Here is a 17,141-nt window from a genome sequence, read left to right as displayed (position 1 = left end):
TGTCTCTTCATTATTTTTGCGTTACTTAGTCCATTTGACTAAGTACAAAATGTCCAATTCTTACGGTCGCAATAACCGCGCGCACTGCAATCTACGCAGCTCTTATCTGGGCGCGATTTAAGCGAAAAATTCTTGTTTTCGATTCTGTCGACAATACTATCAAATTGGCTGATGGTTTGGTCGATAGTGCTGCTGTTTTTGTTAAAACTGATGGTCGGTAAGCCCATGGTTTCGCCGGTAAAATACAAGTGCATCTTACTGACCTTGTAACCTGTGTTTTCTTCGACCAAGTGAGCATAAACTTCAAGCTGGTGCTGATGGTGCAAAATACGTTCACGCTCCTTTTCCATATTCGGTTTGCGCTCCGACTTAAAGTCGATGATCTCAACGCTTTCACCTTCACCTCTTATCAGGTCAATGCTACCTGTCAGCACAAAGCGATCTTTGACTAAAGAGATATCCACTTCGGTCTCTTTAATATCACTCCAATCACTACCTTTACGGTCAACGTAGCGCATAACATGTTTAAGTGCTGCACCCAAAGTCGACTCCCCTAGGTACATGCGCTCGCGATTTGCCAAATTTTGGTAATTATCCTGTAACCATGACTCGATGTTCGTTTTAGTTAACTGACTCTCTTCGCCCCTGAGTGCTGCTTTGTGAACGTCTTCTAAGGTTTCATGAATAAGCGTACCGAACAGCATAGGGCTGGCTTTAACGGGTTGAAATTCGAGTTCTTTGAACAACCGATATTGCTCGGCGCAGGTTTCAAACAAGGTAATGTGCGATGTGAACGCATACTCATTTTTGATGTTGACGTCTTTGACTTGCTCAAACTCTATATCCGCAAGCTCATGCTTAACATCTCGCCAATAAGGTAGCTTAGACGTGTAATCGGTAAAATGACGTGACGGGGTTTTACCATGTCCTGATTTCTCTTGGCCTGTAAGTACCAATAGGTTCTGGGGTCGAGAGAAGGCAGTATAGAACAAACGCCAAAAGTCGAAATACTTCGTATCGTCTATAGGCTCAAACGGTGGCTTAGCCATGTATTGATGCTCTATTATCTCATCAAGATCCGTATATTGCTTACGAGGTACCGCTTCTAATGAGCCCACGAATACAATCGGAAATTCCAGACCTTTAGACTGATGGATAGTTAGAAATGATACACATCCTGAAGGTGCGTATTCTGACATATCTTCGTATTCATCAATCCCTCCTTCATAAAGAAACTTAAGGAAGTTATCGAACAGTGAAGTCAGGTTGGAAGTCAGATACTTAGGGTTAAGTACACTTACGCGATGCAAATACTCAAACTTACCGAGCATACGGCTCATTTGCGCCATGTTTCGCTGAGCGCGCTCGTTGCCATTACTTTGCTCTAAATAACGCGAAAAAAGCGGGTATTGTAGTAGTTCATAGAACAGCCCCAAAAAAGCCGAGTCAGCGTTCTTTGTTAGACAAATATGTTGTTTGGCTTTGCGTTGACACCACTGCAATAAGTCCGCTTGTTCAGGTTCCCGTAACTTAGCAATGAACGGGGCTATGCAATGGTCGGCATAATAGTCCCATATCGGTAGTTTTCTGCCTTCGAGCTGCTTTCTCTTTCTCTCAGTCATCACCATAGGGAAGACCATTTGCAGCGCGCCTAGTAAATAACGCACTTCTTCGCGCTCAAAAAATAAGTTAGCGCGTGGTGAATAAACCGGAATACCTTTTTCTTCCAAAGACTGTGCTAAAGCGCGTACTTTATCGGACTTAACCGAGCGAAACAAAAAGGCTGCCTGGTTCCAGTCCGTCAATTTCCCATTTTGCTTTAGGTGCATGAGCATCTGATAAACATCTTCATGCCAATCATCGCCCTCAGGGGTTATTGCACTCACTACAGTAGGACCAGCGTCGAACTCGTTATCTCGTGGTTTGATGGTTTTAGGGTAGCGATAATTCACCCCTTCGCGTAACCAAGGCTTATCACCCATATAGGTATCATAAAAGCCAACAATATCAGGGTGTGAACGATAGTTCGTAGACAACCTGACTTGTTGACACTTGCCAGGAGCAAACTTAGCGGGGAATTCGAGGATATTTCGAACACTTGCTCCACGGAAACGGTATAGTGCTTGGTCATCGTCACCCACAACACATAGGTTACCTTTTCCGCCCATAAGCATTTGCAACAATTGCTCTTGAATGGTGTTGGTATCTTGGTACTCATCGACCATGAGATATTTTATTTTCGAGGTCAGTTCCTCGAGAATTAGAGGGTTCTGTTTTAGCAGGAAAAGCGTTTCTATTTGAATGCTTGAGAAATCTAGCGAATTATGTGTTTTTAGTAGTTCTTGATAAATTTTATAGCACTCACCAAGTGCACAGATTGCTTCATCTGGAGAGCTAACTAATTTATCAATATCTAGTACTTCCTCTGAGATCTTGTTCAGCCAACCTAGTAAGTTATCAGATTTTGCCCAGGCAGGTATTTTATGTTCGCCTTGGATATGTTCGATACCACTGATGTCTTTGAACTCACGAAGCCTTTGATAAATAAAGTACTGTTGATCGAACTGATCCATTAGCACGAAACTGCGCTTAAGGCGTGTAAACTCACGATACTCTTCTAGTATGCGCAAACAGATGGAATGAAAAGTACCGAGGTACATTTTGTTTACATTGAAGTTTGAGCCGCGTTCAAGAAGGCGATTTGAAATTCGGGTTTTCAGTTCTTGTGCTGCTTTCTCAGTAAATGTGACTACTAGTAGCTGCTCAGGTTCAGCTTCATGCGCAAAAATAAGATTCATTATCCGCTCAACTAGCGTATAGGTTTTACCTGAGCCAGGACCTGCAATAATGAGTAAGGGTCCTTGAAAGTGATGAATAGCGGTTTGTTGAGCAGCATTTAGAGATGACATATCAACCTATTTAGCGTTTTGAGTAACCCAAGCTATTAAATACAATAGTAATATCTCTTACTTACAACCTTCTAAGCAAGAGATATTTAGTTAAAACATGAGCAAACCTAAGCAGCTTTAAGTTTTATATCATCGCTTAAAAAGCTTTCAATATCTTCAACTCGTAATGCATGCAGTCGAGGAGCTATGTTCTTTTGCCCATTGAGAAACTTTATCGCTCGACTATGTTTGAGTAGCTCATTACCACCACAAACCACCAAATAGTGATCATGTGTGGTTCGGGCTGCATCTATAGCTGTATAGCCAAGTTTCTCTATTGTCGTACCTGTTGACTCCTGATACTTAGCAACGATTTGTAGCGTTCGTTTAGGTGTGTAAAGGATATAATGAGCATGATCACTTTTATCCGCAAAAATACTCGGATATTTGATGTTAGATTGATAGGTGAAAGGTGCTTTAGTGTTACTTGGAACAAAGCCCATTTTTTCAAAAGTGGTTGATATATCTTTTAAAAGCGTTTTTCTACACATATTCTATTCTCCGAATAGCGTTTACAAAATTATTGAGTGATGCTACTGACAATTTCAGTAGCATCTATTGACCGCTTCTCGGCTATCGAGGAAGCGATCTCAGGTGGCTGCTTATGTATTCTTGCCGACCATTACGGCGGCGAATATATGCACAAACCAGCACATCTTTTTGTCGAATACTCATATGGGTTTCCTCCCAAAAAAGATTGAAGAGGGAATTCTGCTATTGAGATGAACACATTTGAAAGGTATGATTGCGAAACAAATCTGAGCAATCTTGCCTTTCTGTGGGCTTGAAACCTCTTTATGTTGGGCCTTATATAGTCTGTTGGCGCAGAGTATATAATTCACCTCATTGTAAAAAAGCACTTTTAGTCTCTACTAAAAGTGCTTTTTTATTTCTCTTTTCTAACCCCCTTGAATGGGGTTCCATCTTGTTTTACATCCATAAATTGTCCTGTATTGGCATCTCTTTTTACCCAGTGCCCCGATTGTGTTTGAGTTTGAGAGCGTTCACGGACCATTCCGTGTCGGCGGTTATCACCTGATTTACCATTCGTAGCCATAAGGTCTCCTAAATAAAGTAGTTAGTTTGCTTGATATTTGCCTTGCTTGTTTATTATATGATCGATCATCGATCGAGATCAACAGCATTTATACTTTTTATAAGTCAAATTTTATTTTGTTGGTGTTTATTTCTAATTCAACTGTTATCTTGATAGCTTTAATATGTACATGCTGCGGTCTTTGATCTAAGATTAAAACAAAAATAAAGAATGGATACTTTTTATGATTACATTCGAAGAATTGAAAAATACATCCTCCAAAATCGCAGATAGACTAGCTTTTATAGATTTCATGCTTAGATTTACAGGTGTGGTAAAGCGCTCAGACATAAGCGAGATGTTTAATCTTTCTGATGCCGCCTCTTCAAAGGTTCTAGCGGAGTATAGTCACTTAAAGCCTGATAATATTGAATATAATCGAACAGTTAGAGCTAATGCTATATTGAGGGATAGTTTTCGACCGCTATTAGATTTAGATTCTGAGACTGCTTTAGGAATGCTTGCTAATGGCTTTAATAGAAATAAGTTGTCCTCTCCAGTGAGAACAACAATCCCTTTCGAAAAAATAGGTAGAGTTCCGAATAATCTTCCTACAGATTCAGTGGCAATGATTACTAGGGCCATAAATGGAAAGTATGCCATAAGTTGTTGTTACAAAACAGAAAATAGCAGCAACCATGGAAGGCGAATAATAATTCCCTTAAGTATTATGCATGATGGTTCAAAATGGATGTTTAGAGGCTTTGACCGAAACGATCCTAAAAAAGTTTTTTACAAGAATTTTCATTTCTCTAGAGTTAGAGATGTAGAGGAATATTTTCAGAACAAAGATTATCAAGCTGAACCAGAAGAAACTCTTGAAGCGGATAAGCAATGGAACTTGATTTTACCTTTGCAGTTACAGATCCATCCTGATAGAACACCTCAAGAGGCAACTAGGATCCGTAATGATTTCGGTATACCAGCAAGCGCCAATGAGTTAACTATTGAGGTGAGATGCGCCTTGATGTTTTTCGTTGAAAAACAATGGTTCATTGATAAGAGGTTAAACTCAAATCAAGATGGAGAAGGATATTTCAAGTTCAAACTGATGAATGCAGAGATGCTAAAAATTATAATGGAAACAAACTCATAGATGAATTTATGTCACCTGACTATCGAGAGTGAGGCAGCTATTCATATTTAGTGTGTGTAATTTTAATAGCTAAATGAGTCCAAAAGTTTTTCAATATAAATGGTGTCAAAATTATAAATGGTGACACCATTTATATAATTCTCCCTTTAGAAAGGTGAATTAAAGGTCGAAATAACCTTCTCCCTAAATCTACCTAAGATCTCTATTGATAAGTTGATTGAACTGTTGAATTGAACATCTTTAATTGTTCGGCTTGGTAATGAACTAGCCTGTTTTTTATCGAAAACATCACCAACACTGAGTGTAAATGTACGAGATTGATTAGGCGGTCGACTAGACTGTTTATCATGGTTCGCTGCTGAATATTCTACACTGCCCCTACGTTTCGACTCTCTCATCACAACATAGCTATCAGGGAGTTCAAGCTCAATTCTATGCGCAAATTCGACTAGTTTAGGTTCTGCAAAAGTGAAGAGCCAGGCTTGTTGATCAATAGCTCTTGTAGAACGCAAAATACGCCCTAAAATTTGCCTAAAGTACAACTCAGTTTTTACTCTGCTGAGGTGGCAGCAAACCTGTAATCTAGGGATGTCAGTCCCTTCACTGATCATTCCCACACTAACGATCCACTGTGTATTGTCATGCCTAAATTTGTTGATTTTGTCCGATGGGGTAACTTCCTGATAAGTGACAATTGTAGCTGTCTGTTGGAACGTATCCTTGAGTATTTTTAAAATATGGACGGCATGTTCAATTGAAGATGCGACGACCAGTCCAGCAGCATCAGGATTTACTCGTCTGATACTTTCTAACTTATCTATTGCTAGGCCTAAAACGTGATGAATTGCTAAGTCATTTTTGATGACCGATTGATATGAAATTGATGAGCCTTTAAACAAATCATTAAAACTGCTGAAAGTTTGGATTTCATTGTCTTGGTTTGTAACTGATAATTCTTCGTTATCAATTAATACAATTTTCGGGTTCCGGCAAACACTATCTCTCACGGCTTCTCTTAGGCCATAAACATAGTCACATTGAATTAAGTTATCAGGATCTAGATATCGAGATAAGACAATAGGGGCTTGATCTGATCGCCAAGGCGTACCAGTTAACGCCAATGTATACTGTGCTTGATCTTGTATGTTGAGTAAGATCTCCTCCCCCAAGTATTGGCATCCTCAAGAGTACTGCCTGAGCAATGATGGATCTCATCAAAAATTACCAATACGCGATTTCTTTTTAGTAACTGCCAGAAGTCTTCTTTAAAAGACAGCATACCTTGGTAAGTATAAGAGCAACCTACAGAACCTATTACTCCATCGAAGCGACACCCTAGCCGATGTGAAAATGTTTTTTTAATACCTTGTGAGATATTCACTGAAGGTGAAAAGCACAGTACGAAATCGATACAATCTTGTTCGACCAATCTAGCAGCTACTTCAGCAGCCATAATCGTCTTACCAGCCCCTGGAGTTGCTAAGCAGAGGAAGTGCCTCCGATTGTCACTAAAGTGTTTCAGAGCGCGATTGACGCACTCTGATTGCCATTGTCTTAATTGCATTAGAGTTACTTCTGTTGGTGAGCGAGTACGGACTTGATAGCTTTGATCTGCCCAAGAAGTTTTGAGCTGTTTTCACGAGCAAGCATGTATTGAGACTCAAGATGTTCCTTCATCTCAGGAAATGACTCGTATAGCCGCATGTACTCTTCTGATTCACCAATGCTGGTGAGTAGATCAACTTCTGATTGCTTCAGACGTTCTTTTAGCTGTTGGATAGCATCTTGTTCAGTCCTATCTAGTAGTTTTTGTAAGGGCTTACTAGCTTCAATGGGTCCGTTTATAACGAAGTTGATTTGATCAAATAGCTCTGTCTTTTGGTAAGTGACTGTTTTCGCGATCTCCTTATTAACTTTCCGTAAGGCTCTCTTTTTAACGAGTCTACTGACCTGCCTATAAATAAATTTATATGCATCGCCAACGCTTTGGTTGCTAGTGGAGGCAGCTAAAAATCTATCGCGTAACTGTACGACTTGGAAATTATTAAAGCTCTCGTCCTGGAGAATAGTATGCAACGTAGTGCATATTTTGATTGAAACTTTCGGCATGACTTTCTCACAAGGGGGTTAATCACTAGTTCTTAGGGGGAGAAGAACATTACAAATTAAATGCGGATTATAATCCGTGGCTTTGTAAGCCGCAACTTTGGATAGTCTTTATCTTTAACGAGATGAAAAATGAAAGACTTAGCAATCCAATTTGGCATAAATTTACGGAACAAACGCAAGGAGTTGGGAATATCTCAAGATAAATTGGCACTTTTAGCTGAGATTGACCGAAGTTATGCAGGAAGAATTGAGCGAGGGGAAGTTAATATCACGCTCGAAAAAGCATACCAATTGGCTGAAGTCTTGGATTGTGATGTGAGGGAGTTGCTCCCTTAAATTTTGAGATATTGAAATGAGTCTAGTTGTTTAAGCTTTACAAACTCCCGAACCTCTTTTTTTTAAAGGGGAGAATCAAGTTTTCGTAGCTGTTCAAGTGCCCATTGAGAAGAAAGAATAAACGAGAGTTTATAAGAATTATTAGCGAACGAAAGGCTCAGTGTTTTTGTATTTTAACTAAGTGAAATACTCATAGACTGACTTTGTCATGAAACCTAGCATTAAGCTCTTCAACCATTTTACGCTCAATAATTTCAGAGCGTAATATTTCCACAGTTCTATCAGCTTGTATTCCAATTTTATTTTTACCAATGTTCATAATCACAATCGGTTCAAGGGGGTTACCTTCAGCATCATAGATGTTGATAAGATGAAGATATTCGCCTTCAGTTCTTGTTAACTTAAGCATTATACGTCCTTGTTTAATGAATTAAGTAGGAAGTATAGACCATAAAATTACAACTAAATCACAGCTCGGCTAGTAAGCTGGTTTTAATCAAAGTTTAACCATTAATTTTACTCACTAAGAAATATTGAGCCTAACTTCGACTATTTCAATTTGTTCTAATGCTTCTCCTGTGACCTTTGTGACAACTTGTACTCAAAACTATGATTTTGTTTATTTAATAAAGCTTTAAGGTAAACTAAGTCCACAATTTTTATATGGATATTTGAAATGAGAACTTGCACATTAATTATTACTTTCATATTACTTATGGGGTGTAGTTCTAGTCATCGACTAGTCGATGCCAAAAAAGATGGTATTTTTTATGGTGACCCTACACTCAGTCTTGGAGGGAACTTAGAATTACTTGCTGGTAATAAAAAAGTTGAAAGTAAAAATAAAGATGAATTATTGTCTAAAGAAGATGTCAGTTTTATCAAAAAAGGGGGGAGTTAAGTTCGATTGAGACTGCTGATTACCTAGGTGTGACGCAATCATTAGACTTAATTTCGACAGGTGTTCTAGCTGGAACTGGATTTGCAGTTACACAGTTTTTAAGCAATCCTGCAGATTACCCTAGTGTAGGTAATGTTATTCTACTCAAATTAGAAGAAGGCCAAGAACCAAATACACCTACGATGTTAAGGTTGGCATTTGATAAAATGGCTAACCCAGAGTCAGAGTTAATTAAGAATACTCAATGCTTAATGAATGGCAGTGAGCTCAGATGCAAGCAGTCTGTTAAAAATAGTAATGTTGGTGAAATGCGCTTTTCAACTCTTGTCGATTATGAGTTTGTGAAGCGGTTAATTCCAAGTGCAGAAGTTGGTAAATATGCCGCTTACGGATTTGATAATGCAGTGTGGACGACAACACCTTTGCGCAGTAAGGACTTAAGGGAGGGAACCTCTAGTGTATTTTACTTTTATCCAACAAAATATTGGTTTAATTCATCAGATAACGGAACCACATACAGGTATACATATAGGGTAACAAAAATTCGCGACCCTAAGTTACTTGGTTTAATTTACCTACATAATTCTGAATTTGAAGATAAAAAAATTGCAATTATAAGATAATTAAGTGCTCCTCAATTCAAATATTGAATTGAGGAGCACTTGCATCTAACTATTGAGCAACTTAATGTACCTATTATTGCTCTATTCTGTATCTGTCTGATTTATAAGTTTATAATATTAAAGGGTAAAAGCGTCTTTCAAATGATTTCACGTATATATTTATAGTGATTAAGTTGTACTAGCTTAGACTTGAATTGACAGTTGCCCAATTTAGTCGGATAGATGACAAGTTATAAAGTGTAACTCAAGGAAGTTTCGATTTTGAGTTTTGCCCACCCAGATACTCTAGTAACTAATAAAGCTATTTGTTAAATAGAAAAATTTCTTTCCTCTTTAAAATTGCTAACTCTTCTCTAGTTTCTTTGAGATTTACCTTTAACTCTTTATTCTCTATTTCGAGTTGATTAGATTTGCTTTTAAGTTGTCGAGTTAAGTCGTTAAACTGATGATGTTCTGCTGTCAGCTGTTGTATTATTATTTTTAATTTCGAACTTTCCTCTCTATGTTTTACTTTAATCCGTTTTTCATTAGCTAGCTTAGTTCTTAATGTCTTAGATTGATCTGCTATGGGGTTAGTAACAGCTTTTTGGCTTCTTTTTAGTTCGCGAACTTTAGACGAAAATTCAGCATAGTAATGACAACTACCATTTCCTAAGTTAGCTTCCTCTTCAACAGCCCTTATACTTAAAGCCCTGCCTTTGGCAATACGTCTAGGCTCTCCGGTTAGTATTCGCTTAAGAGCTGCCTCTAATCTCATTATCGTGTTTTCATTTTTGCTCATGTTGAGTTATCTCAATTGGGTGCTCATATTTTTCGAAAGTCATTTCAAAATCTTTCATAACAGATTCTGCGGCTCGGATTTGGGTGATGCAGTGGGCATAAATTGAAGGGGATACATCAACTTGATTTTGGAGGAAAATTGTTAATTGTGAGTGTTTTTCTTGCCAATATTTAGCTTGTGTTTGGTCAATAATGCTTCCTCCACCTTTACAATCTACGCAAAAAGCAGGGTTTACAACACCATCCATGTCGCAGTCGTAACCATTCTTACAATAACTATGTAGTGTCCCGTGCAGTGTAAGAGTTCCTTTTTTCACAGCATCATATATAACATCCCAAGAGCTATATATGTGTGGGATATCTTCACGCATTCTCATGATAGCTTTTCCGTGGCTTCCTGATAAAGGAGACTTACTGTTAGTCATATCAAAAAATTTATTTGTAGTTTCTTCAAGCGCTGTTTTTTCGAGTAGTTGTTGGAAATCACTATCTATTTCTAAGTCATTTAATCTATTTGCAATACTACCGACGGAATACCAGTCAGCCATTTGAAGGTAAACGTGTTTATACTGTTGTTTCAAAGCGCTGCTATTACCAAGCCTATGCCTTGTTGTATATAATGCTAGCGAGCGTCTAAATTGATGAGGCTTTAATGGCCAACTTTCACCTACAACACATATTTCTCTTACTTTATCTAAAGCATTGGGATTAGAGCGAATAGCCTCAAAGTAATCTTCTTTCGTTATTATTGTGTTATACGTTTCTGAAAAAAGTTGTAACCTTTCTGGCCACTTAGTTATTATCACTGGTATTTTTGAGCGAGCAGTTCTATTTAACCAAAGATAATTGTTCTCCTCGATTGAAATGTCTCCTTTCAGCTCTTTTCGCCAATAGTGTGTGAAAAACTTCATGAGTTCGATTGCTTTTTCTGTGATGGGTGAGGTTACCCAAGTCGTATTCTTTTCACCAAATTTAAAGGTTCTAGATTGTAGAAAATGGAATGTATGACCATTGATTTCGTCACAAAAATAACTATCTGGTCTCAGTGCACTCAGTTCTGAGTCACGCATTCCTGAAAATGCTCCACAGCATATGTAGCATGCCGTTGTTATCCGGCCATATAACTTCTTCCACTTCGCAGCTGTCTTTATGTCTTTGAAAGGAGGTTTTAATGAATATTTAGCTAAAATTACAGAAGCTTTGTATGGCATCGCTTTATTTATTTCTGCAGCTTTAGCATGATTTTTTGAACCATCTACAGAAGTCGAGTTTAAAAAATTCCAAATTCCATCTTCTATTTTTTTCAACTACAGCTTGTCCTTTCAGGTAGTTTTCTTGTAGTTCTCTTTCGATAGTTGCTAGTGTTTCTCTATGTGGGTAAAAGGTTTCAACTAATTCAATTGCTTTTGCATAGAGTTCATCCGCTATTCTCTCGGGTATGGCCAGTGTTTGTTGAGGAGTTTTATTACTAAGTCTTAAAGCATGTTCATACGGTTTTGTTATGGAAAGAGATAAATCTATTTGAAGCCAGGATTGTAGTCGGATGACACTATTAATACCTGCGTAAACGTGCTCTAGAGTTCGTTGAGCTAAGTTTTTTTAATTAAGAAAGAATCTAATTTTTGTGAGGTTACGGGGTTTTCTAGCTCAGATATTGATTCGTAGTTATTTTCATTTAAAAAAATATATACTTTTTTTATTGCGGCTAATCTGTTTACTAATGTTTGGATTTTTATATGCCTGCTTCGTGTGCTGTTTTTTCGAAATATCCAACCGTAAACAATGAGCTTTAATTCCATCGTTAAATTTTTAGATGATTTTATGAAACTGAAATCAAAGGAATCTTTTTTTGTCACTTGCAAATTTGATGTATAGGCCTCCATTAGCCAGACTTGATCCCCGAAATAACTGAGTTCATTTCCGTCTCTACTGTTGCTAATCAAAGTTTGATCAAGTTTTTCCCAATGACTTTTATTTCTTAATTCGATTACATCTATAGCGTCAACTAATAAGTTTCTTGGTAATCCATTGGGTATGTTAATTAGTGGAATCATGTTTACTTACCTAGGTAACAAATCGGGATTAAGCCAAAGCGGGTGTCGGCCCGTTTTCTCTAATTTAGCTTCAGCCTTATTAAGTAATCTTTGTTTTATTTTTGGAAGAATAACTTGATTAATGTACTCCAATGTTTTTGAAAAATTTTGGTTAAAGTGCTTTTTGTTCAAATGAAAGTATAGTGACTCTTCAAGGCAATCTTTAAATGATAAAAGACACCAAATGTCTTCAATCGATTGAACTATTACCTGATGTTGACACCCAAAGCATGCCAGTAGATTTGCGCATGCTAAACCAGGTTCATCTAAATTATGTGAATTGACTTTCTTGTTAAATTTCTTAGATTGCTCGCCGAATGGACTAGAGCAGTAGGCGCCATGTGCTGATTGTTTTACTTGGGAGGAAAAGTTATTTATTAACTCTTCATAAGTAAGAACCTTTATACAAAGAGTCTCTTTAGCCTGCTTTATAGTTGAGCTACTTTTAGCTTGTTCTTCCCTGATTAATAAAGCCTCTTGCATCATTTTAGTATTTTCAAATCTGTTCCCTTCGGAATAATTTTTTCTAATGATGTTAGGAGTATTATTTAACAAAAGAGCAGTTTCTATCTCATTACTATTACATTGTGATATTTGGCTTCCTGTAGCCCTAAACCTAGAGACGTTTAGCCTAAGCTCTCTTCCTGCCGCATCAGTCATTGGGAAATACTTTCTGATAAAAATGCTATTAAAATCTCGTAAAAATGCGTTGTTCATGGGCGCTTTCTTACCTTCCCAGCATGTTTGAACTAAAAGAGCATCACTAGAGCTATCTACTAATTTTGAAACCTCAAGAAGTGTTTCAAAAAAATCTATACAATATTTAGGTATATCAATGTGATGTGAGCCTATTTCAATAGTAATGACTTTAAATGCTCTTCTCTTAAAAGCTGGCATGACATACCAACTTTCTTTATCAACCCCAACGTTTTTAGGCCGCTTGAGGTTAAATAGTTGAGTAGCATTTGAATACGTGTAATAAGCCAACAGAAATGTAGCTGAAATCATCATTTTGTTTACGGCTAGGTAAACTGGAGTGGATGTACCTTGCCATTCAAAAGTCATTGGTGAAGTCGTTTTAGAAGCTTTCATATATTTTTCAGGTGAAATCATGAATTGCTTCGCTGTTTGTTTAAAAAACGCTCTTAGAAGAGGTAACATTTTTTTTAAGTCAGAATTAGAATATGCCTCATAAGGTGAAGAATCATTCCTAGCTAAAATAATTGCACTATCAAGCCAGTTCGCAGAAGCATTATTTAGCTCTAAATTTGATAAGATGATTCTTAATGATGATATTTTTGTGATGTAACTTCCACTCTTGATATTACCAGCTCGGTAACGGTTATAAATATAATCACAGTAAGTTTTGATTGTTTCTAGCTCAATAGGAGGGAGGACGTTAGAGTCACACCACTTTAAGTAAGAAGTAAATCTTGAAAAGTAATTGGAAATTGTAGCTGTAGATCTTTCTTTGCTAAGCATCATCAGTGTTTGTTTAAACTCAAGTGCTAATTGATCTCGTTGAGCGTATTGAGTCACTCGAAAGCTTTTAATTTCCTGAGTTGTTGGAATTCCCAAAAACCTTATTCTGTTGAAATCGAGGTAATGAATAGTGTTAGCACCATCTCTCTGTGCTTGACATAAATTTGGTAGCCAAATATTACTTGTGTCACTTGACTTCATTTTGCTCCCTCTATTGCCTCGTGCATTATCTGATCCAGTAAGGCAAACTTGTTTTCAATAGCTGATTTTTGCTTTAAGTATTTTATATATTTCATAACTGTACTTATTTGGTTGTGGCCCATCCAAGACATAAGGCAGTCAAGAGCTTCACTAATAGGTAGTCCAGCATTAAGTAAATCATTAAGGCGATACGTGGCATAAGAACACCTTAAGTCATGAAAAGTATAATTAAAGTCGAATGGTATACTCTTTATTTCTTTCCTAAATTCCGACCAGCGAGAACTTAATGTATCTTTTTTTATCGGGTTACCATATTGGCTAATGAATAGTGGTTCGAATTTGCTTTTCACTTTTAACTTGTTAACTTTTTTTAAACGCCTTTCACTTATTGAGTAGCTTCTCAATCTAGATAACAAAAGTGCAGAAATTTCAATTTTTCTTTGTTTGTTAAATTTAGTTTTAACACCTGTTGAAGGCCCTAATACTAAGGCAAATCTACTTTTATTATCAGAAGTTGGGAATGCACTATTTAGTGCCTCTAATGTAAAGGAACATGCTTCTGTTATTCGTAATCCACTTAAGACTGCTAAGAAGCAAATTAACTGAAATTCAATAGATTGATCATTTAATTTGGAAGTAAATGCAATTAACGAATCTTTTGTTAAAGGGTTAAGGTTATTCTCAGGATTTTTAGGAACACGTATTCTAAGGTCTGAAGATTGAACAATAAATTTAGGCTTTAAATAGGCAAGTCTATCTGACTTTTTTACTGTGACAAATTCAATAGAAAATGGAGCTGACTTCTCGTTAGGTATGCTGATTTCTGACTCTTCAATAGCCCAAATATAGAATTGAACTACATGTTTTAAGTAATGATTAGCTGTCGAGTGTGAAACTCTTCCATTTTCAATTTCAGTTAATAAATAATATTTAAATAAATATGTAGGTTTAAGCCTTTTAATGGGGGGATTTTATCCCAACACAATGAGTTTTCTTCTAAAAATGACCAATATAGCAACAGGGCTCTAGAATACGAACTGAGGTTTTTAAGTTTTTGTGTAGCAATTAAATCAAAGAACCAAGCGTTGACTGAATGGATAAATCTACCGTCTTGTCCGTAAAGGGTAGGTAAACTTCCTAAGTTATGCGACTCCATTGTTTCATCTTTATCCCAATTGACATAAACATCAGAAGATTTGAAAAGAGTAGCCATTTTTCTTTACCTCTAAAAAAGCCAACTAAACCTGTAAAAGTATAGTTGGCTTTGGAAGAAGTTCCAGAGTTGAAATAATGTATGTGTATCTTTTCTACATTAACGTGTCATGGTAACAAACTCTTCTGCGCCTGTTGGATGAATAGCTACAACTGCATCAAAGTCTGCTTTGGTTGCGCCCATCTTCATAGCAACACCAAAACCTTGCAGGATTTCATCCATACCAAAGCCAATACCGTGAATACCTACAACCACTTCGTTTTCGCCTGCGCAAATCAACTTCATTTTGCATGCTTCACGGTGTGCAGTAATCGCAGTATACATAGAGGTAAACCCTGATTTGTACACTGTAATATTATCTTCGCCGTATTGTTCAATGGCTTCTGGTTCAGTTAAGCCCATAGTGCCAATTGGTGGATGACTGAATACTACGGTTGGAATAACGCTGTAGTCCATTTTCGCATTTGGCATATTGCCAAATAGACGCTCTGATAATAAACGACCTGCTTTAACAGCAACAGGAGTCAGCTCTACGCCGCCTTCCATAATATCACCAACACAGTAAATACCTTTTGCAGTAGTATTTTGCTGCTCGTCAGTAACAACATAGCCTTTGTCATTCAGTTTTACATCAGTGTTCTCAATACCGATATTGCCAGTTGATGGTGAACGGCCAATTGCCCAAATTAAGCTGTCGACAGTGATGCTTTCACCGTTTTCAAGCTCTAGCGTGAGGCTGTCATCAGCATTTTTTACCACAGCTTTTGGAATGCTATGGGTATGCAGTGTTGGCCCATTGATGTCCATTGCTTCAACTAAAGTGTCAGTCAAAATTGGGTCAAAATTACGTAGCGGCGCATGTTTGCGAACTAATAAATGGGTTTCGCTGCCTAAAGCATGTAATACACCTGCAAGTTCAACAGCAATATAACCCGCGCCAACTACAGCAACACGTTTAGGTTGCTCACGTAGGGCAAAGAAACCGTCAGAATCGATACCGTATTCAGCACCTGGAATATTCGGAATCGTTGGCGCGCCGCCAGTGGCGATAAGGATATGATCAGCAGTGTAATGCTCGCCATCGACTTCAATGGTTCTACCGTCGACAAACTTACCGTAACCGTTAAGCAAGGTAACATTATTGCTGGCAAAACCACGTCCGTAAGCATCATGGATACGACCGATATAGGCTTCACGGTTATCAACTAGGGTGTTCCAGTTGAAGTTATTTACGGTCACGTCAAAGCCATAATCTTTGGCAAATAAATGCATTGCTTCAGCTACATGAGCGCCATACCACATGACTTTTTTCGGTACACAGCCGACGTTTACGCATGTTCCGCCAACATGTTTTGCTTCAATAACCAAAACTTTTGCACCGCGCATTGCTGCACGATTACCAGATGCGATACCACCACTGCCTGCACCTAGGCAGATATAGTCATAATGTTGAGCCATGTTAACCCTCTCTATTTATTACTTCTGCCAAGCTATCAATTAATTACAGCCTGACTTTAATAAGTGTCTTTTTGAGTTCGAATGATTTTATTGCAGCCATTGTAGGGTGGAATGCCATCACAAGCTAGTTTCAAAGACCGTATTAAATTGTAATTTATTGCAACGGTTTGAGAGGTTGTAAGATGAAATTGACGCTAACGTTTATATTGGCAGCTTGAATGTTGTGCTTGAGTGGGTCCTGAGGTTGCACAGTTCATACAGTCCCATTCTTTTTGTCTGTGACTTAACTCGGTTTGATGATATTCAGCTTGCTGCTGTTTGATGTGACGCTTCAAATAGGTCATTCGACTGGCTAACCAGCGACAACTTGGATCGTTGGCGACCGCCGTTTTAGTATTGGATTTGGCTGCAGGTGATGAATGAGGTGACCGTTTGCGTGATGACAGCTGCGCTGATGCAGATCTATCTAGCTGCATTTCATCTGCAGAGTATTCGAGAGCACTTTGCGGAATTGGCAAAGTGATAGGGTTGCCTTGGTTATCAAGTACGCTGCCAATAGCGAGTGAAGGTTGTGGTTTTTTAGTGGATTGCTGTGTGCGATTACTTTCAGTTTTACTTGATTGAGTCAGTTGGCTTAGGTCGTTAGCTTGAGTGGAACTAGTGAGTGGCAAGGCTAATATCACAATGATTAAAGGTGTGAGTTGGTCGTCGTTAAACTTGTTGGCAAGTTTACCGTTGAATAGACGGAAAAGTCCCTGAATCTGTTTCATAAGCATTCCTTTGCTTGTAGTGAGCCAGTATCATG

At 37.9% G+C, this 17,141-nt stretch carries 17 protein-coding genes and 1 pseudogene; 4 read left to right on the top strand and 14 right to left on the bottom strand.

Annotation, left to right across the window (positions count from 1 at the left end; all coding sequences use genetic code 11):
* Positions 1-38: 38 nt before the first annotated feature.
* The 3 genes from AC0L4E_RS18555 to AC0L4E_RS18545 all read right to left on the bottom strand — a co-directional run bounded on the left by AC0L4E_RS18555 (position 39) and on the right by AC0L4E_RS18545 (position 4,005).
* Entirely contained in the window at positions 39-2,909 is a 2,871-nt protein-coding gene (locus AC0L4E_RS18555; protein ID WP_473680936.1) for an ATP-dependent helicase, read from the bottom strand.
* 107 nt (positions 2,910-3,016) lie between these two features.
* Entirely contained in the window at positions 3,017-3,439 is a 423-nt protein-coding gene (locus AC0L4E_RS18550) for a PD-(D/E)XK nuclease superfamily protein (protein WP_473680934.1), read from the bottom strand.
* Positions 3,440-3,834: 395 nt separating this feature from the next.
* Complete coding sequence (locus tag AC0L4E_RS18545) at positions 3,835-4,005, bottom strand: hypothetical protein (RefSeq protein WP_175427307.1); 171 nt, start codon at positions 4,003-4,005, stop codon at positions 3,835-3,837.
* 223 nt (positions 4,006-4,228) lie between these two features.
* Between AC0L4E_RS18545 and AC0L4E_RS18540 the strand changes: the two genes are divergently transcribed.
* Entirely contained in the window at positions 4,229-5,140 is a 912-nt protein-coding gene (locus AC0L4E_RS18540) for a BrxR family helix-turn-helix transcriptional regulator (protein ID WP_473680932.1), read from the top strand.
* A 146-nt stretch (positions 5,141-5,286) separates the two neighbouring features.
* On the opposite strand, the pseudogene AC0L4E_RS18535 reads toward AC0L4E_RS18540, so the two are convergent.
* Both AC0L4E_RS18535 and AC0L4E_RS18530 read right to left on the bottom strand, forming a co-directional pair.
* Positions 5,287-6,704, bottom strand: a pseudogene (locus AC0L4E_RS18535) (DEAD/DEAH box helicase).
* A 5-nt stretch (positions 6,705-6,709) separates the two neighbouring features.
* Positions 6,710-7,249, bottom strand: coding sequence for a response regulator (locus tag AC0L4E_RS18530; protein WP_473680930.1), 540 nt, complete (start codon positions 7,247-7,249; stop codon positions 6,710-6,712).
* Between the two features lie 129 nt (positions 7,250-7,378).
* Between AC0L4E_RS18530 and AC0L4E_RS18525 the strand changes: the two genes are divergently transcribed.
* Positions 7,379-7,585 carry a helix-turn-helix domain-containing protein gene (locus AC0L4E_RS18525; protein ID WP_473680928.1) on the top strand — a complete coding sequence of 69 codons (207 nt, stop codon included), beginning with the start codon at positions 7,379-7,381 and terminating at the stop codon, positions 7,583-7,585.
* Positions 7,586-7,775: 190 nt separating this feature from the next.
* Here AC0L4E_RS18525 and AC0L4E_RS18520 read toward each other — a convergent pair whose 3' ends face one another.
* Positions 7,776-7,994 (bottom strand): carbon storage regulator, encoded by a 219-nt coding sequence (locus AC0L4E_RS18520; RefSeq protein ID WP_473680926.1) that lies wholly within the window; start codon positions 7,992-7,994, stop codon positions 7,776-7,778.
* 267 nt (positions 7,995-8,261) lie between these two features.
* On the opposite strand from AC0L4E_RS18520, the gene AC0L4E_RS18515 reads away from it, so the two are divergent.
* A complete protein-coding gene (locus tag AC0L4E_RS18515; RefSeq protein ID WP_473680924.1) occupies positions 8,262-8,486 on the top strand; it encodes a hypothetical protein in 225 nt (74 codons plus the stop codon).
* Positions 8,487-8,515: 29 nt separating this feature from the next.
* Positions 8,516-9,109 (top strand): hypothetical protein, encoded by a 594-nt coding sequence (locus AC0L4E_RS18510; protein WP_473680922.1) that lies wholly within the window; start codon positions 8,516-8,518, stop codon positions 9,107-9,109.
* 301 nt (positions 9,110-9,410) lie between these two features.
* On the opposite strand, the gene AC0L4E_RS18505 is transcribed toward AC0L4E_RS18510, so the two are convergent.
* The 8 genes from AC0L4E_RS18505 to AC0L4E_RS18470 form a co-directional block, all read right to left on the bottom strand.
* Positions 9,411-9,890, bottom strand: a complete 480-nt coding sequence (locus AC0L4E_RS18505) for a hypothetical protein (RefSeq protein WP_473680920.1) — start codon at positions 9,888-9,890, stop codon at positions 9,411-9,413.
* Positions 9,877-11,196: a hypothetical protein gene (locus AC0L4E_RS18500; RefSeq protein WP_473680918.1), complete on the bottom strand. Its 1,320-nt coding sequence runs from the start codon at positions 11,194-11,196 to the stop codon at positions 9,877-9,879. The genes AC0L4E_RS18505 and AC0L4E_RS18500 overlap by 14 nt, the downstream gene beginning before the upstream one ends.
* Before the next feature lie 282 nt (positions 11,197-11,478).
* Positions 11,479-11,943: a hypothetical protein gene (locus tag AC0L4E_RS18495; protein WP_473680916.1), complete on the bottom strand. Its 465-nt coding sequence runs from the start codon at positions 11,941-11,943 to the stop codon at positions 11,479-11,481.
* A 6-nt stretch (positions 11,944-11,949) separates the two neighbouring features.
* Positions 11,950-13,665, bottom strand: coding sequence for a hypothetical protein (locus AC0L4E_RS18490; protein ID WP_473680914.1), 1,716 nt, complete (start codon positions 13,663-13,665; stop codon positions 11,950-11,952).
* On the bottom strand, positions 13,662-14,264 hold the full coding sequence (locus AC0L4E_RS18485) for a tyrosine-type recombinase/integrase (RefSeq protein WP_473681748.1): 603 nt from the start codon (positions 14,262-14,264) through the stop codon (positions 13,662-13,664). Before AC0L4E_RS18485 ends, AC0L4E_RS18490 begins: the two co-directional genes overlap by 4 nt.
* A 317-nt stretch (positions 14,265-14,581) precedes the next feature.
* A complete protein-coding gene (locus AC0L4E_RS18480; protein WP_473680912.1) occupies positions 14,582-14,878 on the bottom strand; it encodes a hypothetical protein in 297 nt (98 codons plus the stop codon).
* 99 nt (positions 14,879-14,977) lie between these two features.
* Positions 14,978-16,336 carry a glutathione-disulfide reductase gene (gene gorA / locus AC0L4E_RS18475; RefSeq protein ID WP_473680910.1) on the bottom strand — a complete coding sequence of 453 codons (1,359 nt, stop codon included), beginning with the start codon at positions 16,334-16,336 and terminating at the stop codon, positions 14,978-14,980.
* A gap of 194 nt (positions 16,337-16,530) precedes the next feature.
* A complete protein-coding gene (locus tag AC0L4E_RS18470) occupies positions 16,531-17,106 on the bottom strand; it encodes a hypothetical protein (protein WP_473680908.1) in 576 nt (191 codons plus the stop codon).
* Positions 17,107-17,141 lie beyond the last annotated feature (35 nt).

The sequence above is a fragment of the Shewanella sp. GJ50-10 genome (assembly GCF_055808815.1).
This window is presented reverse-complemented; position numbering and strand designations above follow the sequence as displayed.